The 15931-nt window shown below is 64.2% G+C and carries 13 protein-coding genes; 4 read left to right on the forward strand and 9 right to left on the reverse strand.

Features of this window, described 5'->3' with window-relative positions; translation table 11 throughout:
- The first annotated feature begins 57 nt into the window (after window positions 1-57).
- Window positions 58-1005: an ABC transporter substrate-binding protein gene (locus HAP41_RS19655; protein ID WP_166097704.1), complete on the forward strand. Its 948-nt coding sequence runs from the start codon at window positions 58-60 to the stop codon at window positions 1003-1005.
- 79 nt (window positions 1006-1084) lie between these two features.
- Here the strand turns inward: HAP41_RS19655 and HAP41_RS19660 are convergent, their stop codons facing one another.
- From HAP41_RS19660 to HAP41_RS19670, 3 genes are all read right to left on the reverse strand, one after another.
- Complete coding sequence (locus HAP41_RS19660) at window positions 1085-2620, reverse strand: glucosamine inositolphosphorylceramide transferase family protein (RefSeq protein ID WP_166097694.1); 1536 nt, start codon at window positions 2618-2620, stop codon at window positions 1085-1087.
- Window positions 2621-2649: 29 nt separating this feature from the next.
- Window positions 2650-3825: a glycosyltransferase family 4 protein gene (locus HAP41_RS19665; protein WP_166097691.1), complete on the reverse strand. Its 1176-nt coding sequence runs from the start codon at window positions 3823-3825 to the stop codon at window positions 2650-2652.
- A 229-nt stretch (window positions 3826-4054) separates the two neighbouring features.
- Window positions 4055-5401 (reverse strand): lipopolysaccharide biosynthesis protein, encoded by a 1347-nt coding sequence (locus HAP41_RS19670; RefSeq protein WP_166097682.1) that lies wholly within the window; start codon window positions 5399-5401, stop codon window positions 4055-4057.
- Between the two features lie 472 nt (window positions 5402-5873).
- Between HAP41_RS19670 and HAP41_RS19675 the strand changes: the two genes are divergently transcribed.
- Entirely contained in the window at window positions 5874-7097 is a 1224-nt protein-coding gene (locus HAP41_RS19675; RefSeq protein WP_166097678.1) for an FAD-dependent oxidoreductase, read from the forward strand.
- A 28-nt stretch (window positions 7098-7125) separates the two neighbouring features.
- Here HAP41_RS19675 and HAP41_RS19680 read toward each other — a convergent pair whose 3' ends face one another.
- Window positions 7126-8262: a GNAT family N-acetyltransferase gene (locus HAP41_RS19680; protein WP_166097673.1), complete on the reverse strand. Its 1137-nt coding sequence runs from the start codon at window positions 8260-8262 to the stop codon at window positions 7126-7128.
- 215 nt (window positions 8263-8477) lie between these two features.
- Window positions 8478-8603, reverse strand: a complete 126-nt coding sequence (locus HAP41_RS50055; protein ID WP_256478597.1) for a hypothetical protein — start codon at window positions 8601-8603, stop codon at window positions 8478-8480.
- Window positions 8604-8685: 82 nt separating this feature from the next.
- On the opposite strand from HAP41_RS50055, the gene HAP41_RS19685 reads away from it, so the two are divergent.
- Window positions 8686-9771 carry an O-antigen ligase family protein gene (locus HAP41_RS19685; RefSeq protein ID WP_248577214.1) on the forward strand — a complete coding sequence of 362 codons (1086 nt, stop codon included), beginning with the start codon at window positions 8686-8688 and terminating at the stop codon, window positions 9769-9771.
- Between the two features lie 21 nt (window positions 9772-9792).
- Complete coding sequence (locus tag HAP41_RS19690; RefSeq protein ID WP_166097665.1) at window positions 9793-10818, forward strand: glycoside hydrolase family 5 protein; 1026 nt, start codon at window positions 9793-9795, stop codon at window positions 10816-10818.
- 53 nt (window positions 10819-10871) lie between these two features.
- On the opposite strand, the gene HAP41_RS19695 is transcribed toward HAP41_RS19690, so the two are convergent.
- The 4 genes from HAP41_RS19695 to HAP41_RS19710 are packed head-to-tail and all read right to left on the reverse strand — an operon-like array spanning window position 10872 to window position 15926.
- On the reverse strand, window positions 10872-12236 hold the full coding sequence (locus HAP41_RS19695) for a four-carbon acid sugar kinase family protein (RefSeq protein WP_224580800.1): 1365 nt from the start codon (window positions 12234-12236) through the stop codon (window positions 10872-10874).
- On the reverse strand, window positions 12233-13441 hold the full coding sequence (locus tag HAP41_RS19700) for a ribulose-bisphosphate carboxylase large subunit family protein (protein ID WP_166097657.1): 1209 nt from the start codon (window positions 13439-13441) through the stop codon (window positions 12233-12235). Before HAP41_RS19700 ends, HAP41_RS19695 begins: the two co-directional genes overlap by 4 nt.
- Before the next feature lie 15 nt (window positions 13442-13456).
- Window positions 13457-13996 (reverse strand): VOC family protein, encoded by a 540-nt coding sequence (locus tag HAP41_RS19705; protein ID WP_014496479.1) that lies wholly within the window; start codon window positions 13994-13996, stop codon window positions 13457-13459.
- 19 nt (window positions 13997-14015) lie between these two features.
- Entirely contained in the window at window positions 14016-15926 is a 1911-nt protein-coding gene (locus HAP41_RS19710) for a TRAP transporter large permease (RefSeq protein WP_206706228.1), read from the reverse strand.
- Between the last annotated feature and the right edge of the window lie 5 nt (window positions 15927-15931).

The raw sequence follows: 15931 nt of genomic DNA on the forward strand, positions 1-15931 counted from the left end.
CCGTTGCGGCAACTGGTCTGCCGTGCCGGATAAGAATACAGACCAGGGAGGAAGCCAATGTTGAAGACGATCACGCTCGCCGGCGCCGCGATGGCGCTTGCCCTAAGCACCGCGCCATCCTTCGCCAAGGAACTCAAGTCGATCGGCGTCTCGCTGGGTTCGATGGGTAATCCGTTCTTCGTCGCGCTGTCGAAGGGCGCCGAGTTCGAGGCCAGGAAGACCAATCCCAATGTGAAGATCACGACGGTCGGCTTCGAATACGACCTCGGCAAGCAGGTCACCCAGATCGACAATTTCATTGCCGCCGGCGTCGACCTGATCCTGTTGAACCCCGGCGATCCCAAGGCGATCGGGCCGGCGATCAAGAAGGCGCAGGCGGCGGGCATCGTGGTCGTCGCGGTCGACACCGCGGCCGAAAGCGCCGACGCCACCATAACCACGAACAACGTGCAGGCCGGCGAGATCTCATGCCAGTACATCGTCGACAAGCTGGGGGGCAAGGGCGACGTCATCATCGAGAACGGGCCGCAGGTCTCGGCCGTGATCGATCGCGTCGTCGGCTGCAAGAACGTTCTCTCGAAGAATCCCGGGATCAAGGTGTTGTCCAGCGACCAGGACGGCAAAGGCTCGCGTGAAGGCGGTCTCACCATCGCGCAGGGCTATCTGACGCGCTTTTCCAAGATCGACGCCATCTTCGCCATCAACGATCCGCAGGCGATCGGCACCGATCTCGCGGCGCGCCAGCAAGGCCGCAGCGGCATTGTCATCACCGCGGTCGATGGCGCGCCCGACATCGAGGCGGCACTGAAGGATCCGGCAGCGCCGCAGGTCCAGGCTTCCGCTTCGCAGGACCCGTTCTTCATGGCGCGGCGCGCGGTGGAGGTGGGCGTCGGCATTCTCAATGGCCAGAAGCCGGCCTCGACCGTCGAGCTCCTGCCCTCGAAGCTCGTGACCAGGGACAACGTCGCCGAGTACAAGGGCTGGACCTCGGATCGTTCTCAGTAGAAGGCCGCCTCCCGCGGGAGCGGTCGAAGCACGAGATGACGGGCGGCGTTGTGATCCACGCCGTCCGTCGTGCCACGCGCTAGCAGGCGGTGTGGGGACTGGTTCGCGGGGACAAGACGACCGATGGAAATTTGCTTGCGAAGGCCCGGGTCTTGGGTTGAACACGCGATCCGTCGATCACCTCGAGCCGGCCGCAGCGGTTCAGCGTGTGCAGCTTTCTGCCGGGCCATGCCGGTCCGGGCCTGAGGGAGTGGCGGACGACCTGCTTGAATGTCGTCGGAGACAGTTCAATCACTTCCGCGAGGCCGAGCGCGGCGCCATATCCGTCGGCGCAATCCTGCACCGGCCGCCACAATTTGCCATCGATGGTGACGAAATTCCCCGCGGGTCGCGCACTTGCGCGATCGATCAGGACCGGGTTGCTGGCATGGGGCAACCAGGGGCCGAGCAGGTGCTCGGCGTAATAGATCGCAAGCGAATCCGAATAGCCGCCGGTTCCGTCTCGCCAGGCTCCGAACAGGTAGTTCAGACCGTTGTGCTGCGTGATGGTCACATCGGCGAGTTCGAGGCCTGAGAGCAGCGTGGCGTGTCGCTCCCATTTGTCCGGAAACCGAATGCATTTGTAGAGCGCGACGTCCCCGTGGAGCGAGCTCTCCGGGATCATCCACAACTCGCCATTGTCCTCGATCAGGAACGGATAGGACAGGTGCCAGGGCTCCTCCAGCACGGGTACGACCTCGCCGACCGGGCCGGCGTCGCCGAACTCGACTGCCGAAATGATGCCTTTTCCAACCCGATGATCGAGATCTTCGAAGTAGACGAATGTTCGTCCCTGCCATGTGATCGGGAAGGGATCGGCGTAGAAATGATTTCCGGGATCGGCGAGGACGTTCCAGCCAGGCCCGGAGAGATCTCCCGTCTGCCAGACACCCGCGCCATCATTGAAGCGCCATCCGACATGCCAATGCGGGGCATAGCAGCAGAGGCGGTAGATCTCCTTGGCGATCGACACGGCGAGGCCGCGCACGACATAGGCCGCAGGCCGCCGGCCGTTGCCGGCTCGGGCCTGGCGTGCCAGCTGCGGCACGATACGCGGCCGTCCCGACAGGATGGCCGCCACCATGGTCAGGGTTCGCGCCATGATCGTTTCGAGCCCACCGCTCAAACCGGCCGCGATTTCTGCGGAGGGATGGCCGCGATCGAGCACCGCGCCGTCGACCTCGTTGACGATCTCGATGACGGGCAGGTCGCCGGCGAGAATCGCCGCGAGTGCCGCGTTTTCACCTGCAGTTCCGTTGAACAACGGGCGGAGATACAGCCGGGCCGAGCAGTTCGGATCGCGCGCGGCGCTCGTGAAATCGACGACCACGTCGGCCGTGCCGGTGCGAGCCTGCGTCCGTTCCGGATCGATCTTCAGCCCGTCGGCGCCGCTGTGCCTGCCTTTACGCAGCACCACGCGCTCGAGCTCGAACAGGGCGTCGAGCCCCGCGGGCCGTGGCTCCGCCGTTGCAGTCAACGCGATTTGAACCGGAACGTCCCGGCCGTCGATCGACAGCGTCTGGCGGTGCATCCACCGCCGCGCATGGTCACGTTCGCAGCGAAACTCGATGATCATGTCGAGCCAACCTATTCCAACGCATCGGCTCAGACGACCCGGTTGAGGATTTGAACGTATTCCTCAACCATCGCATCGACCGAATAGCGCAACCTCAGGCCTTTGGCGTTCTCTTGCAGTTCGTCGCTCAGTGCTTGGTCGGTCAGAAGTCTGGAGACGGCAGCCGACAGCTTCGCTTGATCTGAAGCATCGACAAAGAGGGCAGTGGGCTTTCCTTCGAAGGACAGCACCTCGCGCAGCACGGGGAGATCGGTGACGACCGAGGGAACGCCGGCGTTGGCGGCTTCGACGGCGGCAAGGCCGAAGGTCTCGGCCTGCGTCGGAAACACGAATATGTCGAGACAGGCGAGGAAATCCGCGATCTGGCGTGGCGCGATTTCGCCTAGCAGATGCAAGCGGTCCGAGACCTTCAAATCGTCCGCAAGCTGCCGTAGTCGCGCTTCGTCGGCGCCCTGGCCGGCGAGTGCAAGGTGCCACGACGGCTCGTCCGGCAGCAGGCGTATCGCTGCATCGAGCCGCTTGTGCGGATGCAGCCTCGCCGCACAGCCGAGCAGGACGCGGTCCGGCGGCAGGTTGAATTTCTGTCGTGCGGCGCCCTTCGGTAGGATGAGGGCCTTGTCCTCGAAGCCGTGCGGGACATGCACCATGCGCGACCGGTAGGCCTGCGGGTAGCGCGAATACTCGCGCTCCATGTCCTTCGAGTTCAGCGTGATGCGGTCGAAGAAGCCGACGCTGCCCATGACGATGTCGGCCGTGCGGATCGGCCAGCTCATCGACAGCGCGGATGAAACCTGGTTGGCGACGACAGGGGCGCGGCTGACGAGGCGCGTCACGCCCGCGCCGATGACGTTGCCGAAATGCTGGAAGGTCAGGACGGCGTCGGGGCGCGTGGCTCTGATCTGACCGCCAAGCGTCCACAGCATCCGCAGCAGCGCAACCGGATTGCCTGGCCGGCTCGATGCGCAATAGAACGTCTCGGGCGGCTCGTCGAACGAATCCGATTTGCGGAAGAAAAACAGGTTGGAGACGCGATGGCCGCGCGCGGAGAGCCCGGCGCCGAGAAGCCTGGAGATCTCCTGCGCGCCCGCGTTCTCGGCCTGGGTCTGTACGAGAAGGACGTGCAGCTTTCGTTCGCTGCCGTTCAGCCGCGCCAGTTCTGTCGCGGTCGTCTCGCCCAATTCCTTGTTCGGCTGGTAGTGGAGCACGGATCCCGACCGCTAAAGAAACGAAATCTTCACCTTCTTAACCCCGTACCTATCATGCAGGCATCGGGCAGACACCGACTAGCAACAAACGGAGTTAATGCGCGAGCCGCCTATTGCCGCGTTCTCGCGGGAATTCTGCTGGTTCCCGGATCGTGCGCGGCGAGCGCGTTAACCAACGGGACGAGCGCGCGCCGTCGCGGATCAACCAGGCCGATCGTACGGTTGACGCCTATTCGGCGGAGTCGGCGCCGCGCACCGCATAGCGGCCGCGTCGCCACGCCGAGAAGCGCAACAGCACGAGAACCGAGGGATCGACCCCGGTTCGCCGGCGACACAAGATATTGAGCGCGATGGTCGTGAGCGCCAGCGACACGGTGGCCGCAATCGCCGCGCCAAGCACGCCGAGCCAGGGGATCAGGACGAGGAATCCGGCCAGTCTCAATGCGACATTTGCGGCGACGACGGGGACGTAGATGCGTTCATGGCCGGTCAACTGCAGGATCGCCGCCGACGGACCGCCCGCGGCCTGGATGGCCGTTCCGATCGCCAGCACGATCAGCACCGAGTGCTGCTCGGTGAAATGAGGCCCGAACAGGTTGAGGAGATAGGGGCCGCCGATCCAGATCATCGCAAGGCCTGCGACCACGCAAAGCGCGGTCACTTCCGCCATGAGCTGCAGCGTCCGCTCGAATTCCTGGTGATTTTTGCTGAAGTAGAGCGAAGGAAGCCGGCGCGCGCCGAACGAGTACAGCGCGGCGGAGAGCATGGCGAAGATGTTGGCGAGGCGTGACGCCGCGAAGTAGATGCCGGCGGTCGCCGGATCCAGCATCCAGTAGACCAGAATGACGTCGAAATACTGGTTCGCGACTTCAAGGATGGACGCAAGCCAGAAATGCAGCGCGCTCGATCGCCAGCGCGATACTTCGGAATTCGCTGCGGTCGCGCGCAAATCCGGCAGCGCCCGTACGATCGCAATGATCTGCGCGACGAGGCCTACCGACATCGCAATCGTCATTGCGGCGATCAGCTCGGCGGGATCGAGCTGCCGATGCCCGAACAGCATGGCGAGCAGAAACAGGACGACGAAAACCCGCCAGAAGAACTCGCGGTTGCCTTCGCCCATGATAATGCTGACCAGCGAGCGCGCGATCTGGCTGCCGAGCATCAATCCGGCACTCACGGCGGTGTAGGCCGAGACGGCGAGGATCAGCAGCCACAAATCCCCTCTGAAGTGCGCAACCAACGCAACTGCGGCGATCGCGATCAGCATCGCGATGGCGGAAATCCTGAAGCTGGAGAGCAGGAGGCCCTTGGTGAGGTCGGGCCTGTCGCCGACCTCATACTCGTTCAGGAAGCGCACCAGCAATGCTTCCTGACCGACCAGTCCTACGACTGCGGCGATCTGCGCAACCGAAAGCCAGGTCGCAAAGATACCGAATCCGTCGGGTGTCATCGTTCGCGCGGCCAACGAGAACAATGCAAACGCGAGCGCGCCGCTGCCAACCTTCAGGAGGATGGTCCCGACGACACCGCGCGTGACGTCACGCCGCAGAAATTGAACAATGGAATCGATCATCGAAGATGCGGAGCGTTCCCCGAGGATGGGCGTTGCAAGTACGGCGAGAGCCTAGCATGCCGGAAAAATGCGAGTGTTAATGCGCGGTCTTCAGGTCCCGTCGTCTGTCGTCGACGAAGGTCGTACGCCGCTGCCTCACTGCGGAACAGCCACGTTCCTGATGTGCCAGATTGAGCGGGAACCGGCTCGATCGAAAAGCGGCGTGATGTCGCGCCGCTGCAAGATGCGGAGCGAAGCCGGCCGGCCTGCGGCTGTTCGAGCATTGGAATGGCCTCTCTGGAACGAATTCGGACGCTTGGTCTGACGAGACCGCGGCATTTCGAGGTCGTTCTGAGCAAGGCGCGTGCCGGGACGGATGGGTCCGGCGACCCGTTAACCTCAATCGCCGGAAATGATCGCGTTTGGCTCTGCGATACGACATCAGGCGAGGGAATTGCACATGGAACCACCGTTAACCGTGGAGCCCTAAACCATGACGACGGATAGACCCGTGACCGAGCCGAGCGCTGCAGCTGCGCCTGCGGCCATCGTCGCAGACATCGCGATCGTCGGTGGCGGCCTTGCGGGATCGCTCGCCGCGTCCGTGCTTGCGCGGGCGGGGCATCGCGTCGCACTCGTCGACAAGCGCGCGGTGCATCCGGACGAATTCCGGGTCGAGAAGCTCGGTGGCCAGCAGCTCGAGATGTTCCGCAAGCTGGGTTTCCTCCACGCGCTCGAGAACGTCGCCTGCCGGTATGACCGGGTGCTCAATATCCGGGAAGGCAAGGTCGTCGATGTCAGCGTCGGCCAGGCTTACGGGTTTTCCTATGCCGGCCTCGTTGCCATGGCGCGCAGCCAGCTGCCTGATCCGTCCAATCTGATCATCGACGAAGTCACCGCAATCAACCCCAGCAATGATGTCCAGCATATCGAGCTTGCGTCCGGACGACGCCTTGAGGCGCGGCTCGTCGTGCTCGCCACAGGCATGGCGGGAGCCCTCGGCTACAAGCTCGGCATCAAGCGGCGCGTGCTGGCCGAGCGCCATTCGGTGTCGTTCGGCTTTACGATCGCCCGCCGCGATGGCACGCCATTCGATTTCGAGGCGCTGACCTGTTACGGCGAGCGCACCGCTGACGGCATCGACTATCTCAGCCTGTTCCCGGTGCCATCAGGCATGCGGGCCAATCTGTTCATGTTCCGCGACCCGACCGATCCGATCATGCGCGAGCTGCGCCGCGAACCGGAAGCGACCGTCCTGCGTCTGCTGCCGGGACTGCGGCCTTACCTCGGCGATTTCCACGTGACCGACAAGGTGCAGAACTGGGTGATGGATCTGACCGTGGTGGAGGGACACCTTCAGCCCGGAATCGTCCTCATCGGCGATGCGTTCCAGACCAATTGTCCCGCCGCCGGCACGGGCGTCGCCCGCCTCCTGGTGGACGTCGATCGCCTTTGCACGGAGTACGCGCCGCGCTGGCTCGCAAGCGCCGGCATGGGCACGGAGAAGATCTCGCAGTTCTATTCCGATCCCGACAAGCTCGCGGCAGACCAGCGGTCGCTGAAAATGGCGCGCTTCCGTCAGGCCCTGACGTCCCGCAACGATATCGAATGGGATGTGCGGCGCCGGTTGCACTTCCTGCGGCGCAGTCTCACGCATCGTGTCGATCAGATGCATCCGGGCTGGCTCGGACGCGTCCGCGGCGCGCTCCGCGCCTGAGCTCTGCGCTCCCTCGCTTGCGCTTCGGTTAGCGCGTAGGCGTCGGGGTACGGGCCGGCAGGAGCCTGAAATCCGACAGCCGCTTGGCCGCCAGCTTGAGCCAGGGAGCCTGCTTCAGCGCGAACAGGCTGATGGCGCCCGCGGTGCTGCCGGCCTGCGTGACCATCCACATCGGCGAAGGCTGGCCGCCGAACAATTTCTTGTACGGCTCGTCGCCGATCGTGAAGTCGAGCATCTGATCGCCGCGCTCGATGCAATCCCGAGCCACTTGCTCGAACATCAGAGAGCCCAGGGATTGGCTCTTGTAGCCGTCGATATCGAAGGCGCTCATGATGACGAGGAAGCTGCCGCGATGGCGCAGTCCGAGCACGGCGGCGATCACGCCGCCGTCCATCTTCATGGCGTAGAGTCGGACGAACGAGCCGAGACCGCGGGCCGCCACGTCAGAATAGAAGCTGTAATATTCGGGGCGCTGGAGCAGGTCGCCGTCGCCCTGGGCGTGAAAGCGCGGGCCGCGATATTGCTTCATCGCGTCCATCGCCTCGGAGATCGAGGCGCTGTCGTCGCAGCATGAGAAGCTCAATGCTCCCTTCTTCTGGAGCTGGCGATATTTCTTGGCGAGCTCCTTCTGATAGGAGCGATCCAGCGCGCTGGCACGCCATTGCTCGAACGGGGCGACGAGAACGGTCGCGTAGGCGTTCGTCTCCATCGAGACCCGGCGTGGCGCGCCGAGGAGGCTCTCGATCGGAAGCCGTCCGTCGGGCAGCTTGGTCATGCGGAGCAGGTCGAACGGGCGGACGAGGCGCCTGATCTCCGCGCAGGCCGCTTCGTCCTCCAGCAGGCTGGAAAACACCTCGGGACTGCAGACCGGCGCCAGATAGTCGGATACGCGCAGATCGGCGAATTCGATGGTGCGGACCGGGCCGCGGCGGATTCGGAGCAGGGGCAGCACCATCGCCAGTGCCCCCGTCGTACGGCGGCGGACCACGACGACCAGCGGCGTCGCGCCTGCATGGGATGCGAGCCTGGCGTAGAGGCTGTCCAGCCAGAGCGGATGCTGAAACGCGGTCGCGGCGGAGCTGTCGAACAGCGCCGCGTATTCCGGAGACAGGAAGTCGAACGCCTGCTCGATGGCGATATCGAATGTATTGCTGGGCTTATTCATGCGTGACCACGGAAACCAGATAACCCGGAGAAGTCGATCGAGCCGGATCCTGCGCTTGTATAGCAGGGTCGTGACGGCCGAGGCACCAGCGGGGTGCGATTTGCATTAACGCATCGAGCAGGCGCCGTATCGTTATCAATCCCCGAAGTTTCGAGATTTCGAGGCCCGGGAGATCAACCCGCAGTAGTAGATAATTAACCAAGCTTAAGGGAAAGTCACCGCATGGCCATCCTGCAGACCGAGAGAGACTCCGAGGCACTCACGAGCGCGATCTGGAAGACGCGCAGTGCCGGCGTCGAGAAGATCGCCAGGCTCGTCATCTGCGTATCGATCACCGTCAATGTCGTCGCGTCGATGGGGACATTCAATACGGCGATACTGCCGGCGGGACTGACTTATCTGCAACAGGCGGTCGCTCTGCTGATGTGGAGCGTCCTGATCTACGCAAGCGCATTCGTGCGCCCGCGCCTGCAACTGGCGTTCAACCCCGATCTGATCGCGCTCCTCGCATTCTACACGTTGGCGGTCGTCTCGGTGTTGTGGACCACTCTGAATGCCGCAGCCATCATGAAGAGCGCCGCTCTTGCAATGACGACGTTTGGCGCGTTCTGTATGATCACGCGGATCGATATCGACGATGTCGTGAAGGCGACATCCTCCGGGCTCTTCATATTGGTCGCCGCATCGGCGCTTTGCGCACTCGCCGTGCCCGATATCGGGATAGATCATAGCTGGATGCACAATGGTCAATGGCAGGGCGTCTATGAATCGAAGCAGACGCTCGGCTTTGTCGGTGCGTATCTGATGTTCTTCTCCTGCTACCGGAAGATGACGGGGCAGGGGTGGCTGGCGTTCCTCGTCGCGTTCCTGCTGGCGTCGACCTGTGTCCTCGCGTCGGAATCGCGCGGCGCTGGTGCTGTCGCCCTGGCGGCTTGTGCGCTGCTCGTGACGTCGATGTGGTCGGTCGGCTGCATGAGGATCTATGCGATCCTGCCGTTCGTCATGTGCGTTATGGCCGGCCTCCTGATCGTCTATTTTTACGCGACGGGATACGACGCCATCCACATTGGCGATGCGACCGTCAATTTCACCGAGCGGACCTTCATCTGGCACTACGCGATAAGCCATTTCGACGATGCGCCGCTGCTCGGCTTCGGAATCAACGGCTTCTGGACGATCCCGTCGATCTACGATTATTTCGAGCAGAACCACGGTTGGGTGCTCGACAACTATCATAGCGGCTATATCGCGATTCTGATGGAAACAGGGTTTCTGGGCTACCTGCTTTTCGCCGCGAGCGTTCTTCTGTTCTCGAACAAGGTTCTCTATTTGATTTCGGCACGATCGATCCACCGAGCGCACTGTGCCCTCATCATCGGATTTGTCGCCCTCAGCTTTCAGACCAACTTCACCGAGACGACGTTCCTTCGCTCGACCATGTTCACGTCGGTGCTGCTGGTGGCGTTCCTCCTTGCAACGTGCAGGCCGGTGCCGGAGACCGATTTCTAACCCTTACGGAATGGAAGCAGGATGACCGCCCACCGCGCTCGCTGGTCGAGAAGCTTCAATCTTGCCGCAGCGGCTTTCGTCTTCGCATCGCTCTGCTCCGACGCCCATGGCGCCGGGCAGGTCGTGCCTCGCGATGCGGCAAGGTTGGGACGCGGGATCAACATTCTCGGTTACGACGGAATCTGGGAGGGCGGTCAGAACGCGCCGTTCCGTCTGGACAATTTGACGGCGATCAGAAAGGCCGGATTCGCGCACGTCAGGATCAATTTCTTCGGCTTCAAGTTCATGGATCGCGGGAATGTGCTGGATGAGGCCGTGCTGAGAAGGCTTGATGCCGTCATCGAGGAAATCCTCGCCAGGAACCTCGTTCCCATCGTCGACGAGCACGACACGCATGTCTGTCAGCGTGATGTATCCGAATGCGGCGAGAAGCTCAGGGCATTCTGGCGGCAGATCGCGGAGCGCTATGCCGGAAGATATCCCAGGCTCGTCTTCGAGGTCTTGAACGAGCCGGGGGGACAGATGACGTCCGCCAGCTGGAATTCGCTCCTCAACGACTGTATCGGCATCATCCGCCGCACCAACCCTGAGCGGCGGGTCATTGCTGCGGTTCTCAACACGGACGAGATTCCCATCGACGATCTGGCTCTCCCCGCCGACGACAGGAACCTCATCGTCACCTTTCATTATTACGCGCCGATACGCTTCACGCATCAGGGGGCGCCATGGTCCGAGACGTTCGCGCGCATCGGGCCGCTGGATTGGGGCAGTCCGGACGACGAAGCCAAGGCGGCCGCTGATTTCGAGAAGGTCAGCCGGTGGTCGGAGCGAGAGAAGCGCCCGATTTATCTCGGCGAGTTCGGGGTCTACGAACGAGCTCCATCCGAGAGTCGCCAGAGATACCTGTCGTTCGTGGCGCGAAGCGCCGACAGACGTGGCTGGGCATGGGCCTATTGGCAGTTCGACCATGATTTCGCGGCCTTTGACAGCGCCCGTCAGGCCTGGAAGCCCGACATCCTGCGCGCCCTGATCCCGCCGGCCCGTTGAGGCCGCGGTTCACGGCCAGTATCGGCCAGATCACGATCGCCTAGCGGTGACGGCTAACCGCCGTCTCTGGCGCGGCAGAACAGATCGATCCCGCCGACCTGTCCGCCCTTGAGCGCGATCTCGATGTTCGCATGCGCGCGATCCGATGATGCGCGGTTGAGTGGCGCGCCTTCCGCGAGAGGGGCGATCGCGGTCAGCGCATAGATGCCCATCGCCTGCAGCGCATGTCCGGACGTGTCGCCGCCGGCGACCACGGCGCGAGGGAGCCGCGCGGTTTCCAGAATGGAGTCCAGTGCCTGGCCGAGCCCCGCGCCGATGCGCTCGTTCACCCCACTCGCTGTTGCGCCGCTCGCCTCGATGGCCGCGTTGAGCGCACCGATGGCGGGATCGTCGGGCCCACTTGCGGTGATCAGGAGCGCATCGCGCCCCGACGCGAGTGCGGCGAGCGCACGTTCGGCAGCGCGGCCGATCTCCCTGGTCCATTCAACCGCGTCGACGGCGCGGGTCGCATCGAGCCGTTCGATATCGAAGCCATTGTCCGCGGCATGCGCGATCTGCGCGGCGGTGACGGGCGAGCAGGAGCCTGAGACGCAGGCGATGCGCTCGACGCCGGCAAGGGGCAGATCGGGCTTGCTGTCGGCAATCAGGCCCGCCGACCGCCAATAGGCGACCAGGGCCTGCTCGACACCTTGCGAGCCGGCGACAAAGAGGCGTTCGCCGCGATATTCCCAGATCAGGCGGCCGGCTTCGATCAGGGATGGCTGATCGAGCACGTCGAGCGAGATGATCTCGGTGCCGGCGCCCCTCGCGCGCATCAGCGCCAGATCCGCGCCGCCATTGGCCATGGTGACGAAGTCGATCAGTCCGATCGATCGCGCCGTCTGTTTTGCAAGATGTCGGCCGAGATCGGACTCGTCCATCGGCGTCACCGGATGACGCGACATGGTCGGGTGCCGGTCGAGTCGATGGCCGACGCCATTCAGGGCCGCGAACAGATGGCCGAACATCTGATAGCGGCCCATCGCCGGCGATCCCACGAGGAGCGGATGCCAGGCGCCGCCGAGCTGCGGCACCGCGAGGTCGATCGCCCGCCCGATCGAGCCGATCTGCGGCGAGGAGTCGAAGGTCGAGCACACCTTGTAGTGTGCGATCGGCGCGCCGATACCTGCGAGCACCGCGAAAGCCGGTGGAAGGTTTTGCTCCATCCAGGCCGGATCCTTCGCGCGCGCCGTGCCGGCGATGCCGATGCCGCGGAACTGGCTCGCGGACGCGAGACGTTCGGGCGTTGGAGGTTCGAGGAACAGGATGGTCGGCAGGCCCGCGAAGGTGAGGGCCTCCATCGCCGCGGACGAGCCGGTGTAATCGTCGCCGTAGAAAGCAACGAGTGGACCGTCGGGCAGGGCGGACGCGCCGCTCACGGCTGTGGACTCGCCATCGCGGCGTCCCATGCTGCGCGCAAATCGGCAACGCCGGCGGCCGGTCCGTCGGGATGGGCGAGAATGCCGCCGCCTGCTGCGAAGATCAGATCTGTCGAGCCGAGCGCGCGCCAGGTCGGCGCGGCCTGGGCCGGCGTCTGGCCCGAGGAGAACACGGGCATCGCGATGCACGGCTTGTGTGCGAACATCGGCGTCAGCGCCGCCTTTGCGGATGTGACCACGCTGTCATCGGTCTCGCTGAACTTGTTGCCGATGCCGTTGACGTGCATGTGGTCGGCGCCGGCCAGCCGCCAGATCTTGTGCCACGCCGTATAGTCCCAGCCGAGTGCCGGATGACGGTTCAGCGCGCCCCAGCCGTTGCGATGCGCATGAACGGGAAGCCGCGTGTGGCGGCCGAGCTCGACCATGCCTGTGAGCCCGACCGAGTTGATGCTCGCCATCACGCAGGTGCCACCCTCGCTGAGCACCAGATCATGCCGGCGGCGCATCTGGTCGATCTCGCCGGTGAGGTTGAAGGCGATCATGACCTTCTTGCCGGTTCGATCAGCGTGGTCGTTGACGACGCGCATCACGGCGCGCACGCGCGCGTCGAACGGACAATAGGCGCCGTCCGATTGCAGCTCGTCGTCCTTGATGAAGTCGATGCCGGCCTCGCACAGCGTGGCGACCAGATTGGCCGTCTCGGCCGGGCTGAGCCCGATGCTCGGCTTGATGATGGTGCCGATCAGCGGGCGACCGCTGACACCGGTCAGCTCGCGCGTGCCGGCGACGCCGAACTTCGGTCCGGGATACGCGGCGGCAAACGCGAGCGGCAGGCGCAGGTCGAGCAGCCGCAGGCCGGTCAGCTGGCGCAACTCCCAGAGATTGCCGGCGATCGCCGTGACGAGATTGGGCAGTGACGCGCCGGTATTGTCGAGCGGCCATGACAACGTCACGCGCGCGCGATTCCAGGGGCCATCGGGGTTGATCGGGCGGGCAACCGGGAGCGACGGCGCGGAGATTGCATCAAGCAACGCGATGCTCTCGACTCGCGCGGCCGCACGCGCTTTCAGCTCCGGCGTTTCGCCGGGCACCGCGACGAACGTGCCGCTCGACTGCTCGCCCGCCATGGTTTCCGCGGCAAGACGCGGATCTTCAGGCGTTTCGATCAGATAGTCGGCTTCGATGCGAACGGGGTTTTGCGTCACGGGAGCGCAGACAATCTAGAGCTTGGTAAGATCGGGGAACGGCCGCACGGGGTCGCGTCCGTCCCAGCCTTTGGCGGCTGCGCGGATGAGATCGAACATCTTGCCCTTGGGTCCCGAGACCTCAGACAGTTCGATCACCGTTCCCGGATGATACTCCGTGTCGAAATAGACGAAACGACCGCGCGCGCCGACTTCGCCGCTCATGACCGGCTTGAAACCCTCGGCTTCGAGACGGGAGAGATCGGCGTCGTAGTCTTCGGTCCAGTAGGCGACGTGCTGCAGGCCCTTATGTCCGGCTTTCAGGAAGTCGGCATACATCGACGGCGCATCGTTGCGGATCTGGATCAGCTCCATCTGCAGCGGACCGGAATTGGCCAGCGCCACCGAATTGTGCGGCTCATAGGCCTTGCCGCGATAGTGGTAGTTCACGATTGGAACCCGCGGATTATAGAACCACGGCCCGATGCCGAGCTCGCGGCTCCAATAATCCATGGCCTTCTCGATGTCGTCAACGACGTAGCCGGCTTGCCGGATCTCACCAAAAAAACGGCTCATTGCATGATTCCCATGATCTTCAGAATTTGAGGAAGCCGGTCGACAGCCACGGCACGGCCGCGACGATGGCGAGGCCGACGAAGAGCGCCGCGACATAGCCCCAGATGTGCTTGAGGCCTTCCTCCGGCGATATCTTGCTGATCGCGCAGGCGCCGTAATAGCCGACGCCGAACGGCGGCGCGAACAGGCCGATGCCCATCGCGAGGATCACGACCATCGCATAGTGCACTTCATGCACGCCGGCCTGCTTGGCGATCGGAAACAGCAATGGGCCGAACAGCACGATGGCCGGAATGCCTTCGAGCACGCTGCCGAGCACGACGAAGGCCACGATCGAGATCGCGAGGAAGCCGTAGGCGCCGCCGGGGATCGCCGCCATCGCCTTCGCCAGCTGTTGCGAGAAGCCCGATTGCGTCAGTCCCCAGGCCATCGCCGTGGCGCAGCCGATGATGAAGATGATCGCGCCCGTCAGCGAGGCCGTCTCGACCAGCATGGATCTCAGCCGCCGCCAGGGAAACTGGCGGTAGACCACAAGGCCCATCAGCACGGCGTAGGCGATGCCGATGGTCGAGACCTCCGTGGCAGTGGCAACACCTTCGACCACGGCAGTGCGGATCACGAAGGGCAGCAGGATGGCGGGCAGGGCGATCATTGTGAGCTTTGTGATCTCGCGCTTCGAGGCCCGCCGCACATGGCTCAGGTCCTCGTTCCGGTAGCGCCGCCACACCACGACGCAAAGCGCGGTGCCCACGACCAGGGCCGGCAGCAGCCCGCCCGTGAACAGCGCCGCGATCGAGACACCGGTCACCGAGCCGATGGTGATCAGCACGATGCTCGGCGGAATGGTCTCGGTCTGCGCGCCGGTGGCCGACAGCAGCGCGACGAGGTCGCCGGGCTTGGCGCCGCGCCGCTGCATTTCCGGCAGCAGCACCGGCGCGATCGCGGCCATGTCGGCGATCTTCGAGCCGGAGATGCCGGAGACCAGATACATGGCCCCGATCAGCACGTAGGACAGGCCGCCCCTGACATGCCCGAGCAGGCTGGCCAGAAACTGGATCATGGCCCGCGCCATGCCGGTCATTTCGATCAACGCGCCGAGGAAAATGAACAGCGGCACCGCGAGCAGGATCAGGTGCGACATGCCTTCATCGAGACGGCCGACCATCACCATCATCGGTACGCTGGTTGTCAGCGCCAGATAGCCGAAGGTCGCGAGCGCAAAGGAGAAGGCGATCGGTACGCCGGCGAACACGTTGGCCGCGACCACGCCGACGAAGAAAATGATGAGGTTGTAGCGTCCGAGCGGGGCGAGCAGCGGTCCGGCAAGCCAGAATGCGGCAATCAGGAGGGCGGTGGTGACGAGGGCCGCGACGACCAACGCGGGGCGGTGATGTGTCGCGAGCCGGATTGCGGCGACGACGGCCATCAGGGTCATCCCGACGGGAATTGCGGCTGCGCGCCAGGCGTTGCTGATCTCCAGCGCCGGGGTCACGATGACCTGTTCCTCGCTCGCATAATCGAAGGCGGGATGCAGGATCAGCGCCAGCAGGGCTAGCGGCGCCACCGCCGCGATCGTGTCGAGAAAGGCGCGCGCGCCCGGGCCGACATGGCTGACGAGCCCTGTCATGCGCATGTGCTCGCCCCGGCGCAGCGCGATCACCGCGCCCAGCATCGAGAGCCAGAGAAACAGGATCGAGGCCAGCTCGTCCGACCAGATCAGCGGGCTGTGGAAGACGTATCGCATGATGACGCCGGCGAGCATGATGCCGATCTCGACCAGCACGACAGCGGCCGCGGCGGTCTCGACCACCGCACCGAGCCAGCGGTCGACGGTGCCCAAGGCGCTCGCAAGCTTGCGCGTCCCCGCAGCGGAAGCAGGGTGCGCGGCCGCCGCCAGATAGTCCGTCATCTGATGCTCTGCGATCGTCATCGCGC

The organism is Bradyrhizobium barranii subsp. apii, from assembly GCF_011516635.5.
Lineage (GTDB): Bacteria > Pseudomonadota > Alphaproteobacteria > Rhizobiales > Xanthobacteraceae > Bradyrhizobium > Bradyrhizobium barranii.

Coding starts and splice junctions, on each gene's coding strand:
- HAP41_RS19705 (WP_014496479.1), bottom strand. CDS start 13,996: ATGAGCCGTTTTTTTGGTGAGATCCGGCAAGCCGGCTACGTCGTTGAC.
- HAP41_RS19710 (WP_206706228.1), bottom strand. CDS start 15,926: ATGACGATCGCAGAGCATCAGATGACGGACTATCTGGCGGCGGCCGCG.
- HAP41_RS19675 (WP_166097678.1), top strand. CDS start 5,874: ATGACGACGGATAGACCCGTGACCGAGCCGAGCGCTGCAGCTGCGCCT.
- HAP41_RS19670 (WP_166097682.1), bottom strand. CDS start 5,401: ATGATCGATTCCATTGTTCAATTTCTGCGGCGTGACGTCACGCGCGGT.
- HAP41_RS19690 (WP_166097665.1), top strand. CDS start 9,793: ATGACCGCCCACCGCGCTCGCTGGTCGAGAAGCTTCAATCTTGCCGCA.
- HAP41_RS19680 (WP_166097673.1), bottom strand. CDS start 8,262: ATGAATAAGCCCAGCAATACATTCGATATCGCCATCGAGCAGGCGTTC.
- HAP41_RS19685 (WP_248577214.1), top strand. CDS start 8,686: ATGTGGAGCGTCCTGATCTACGCAAGCGCATTCGTGCGCCCGCGCCTG.
- HAP41_RS19660 (WP_166097694.1), bottom strand. CDS start 2,620: ATGATCATCGAGTTTCGCTGCGAACGTGACCATGCGCGGCGGTGGATG.
- HAP41_RS19655 (WP_166097704.1), top strand. CDS start 58: ATGTTGAAGACGATCACGCTCGCCGGCGCCGCGATGGCGCTTGCCCTA.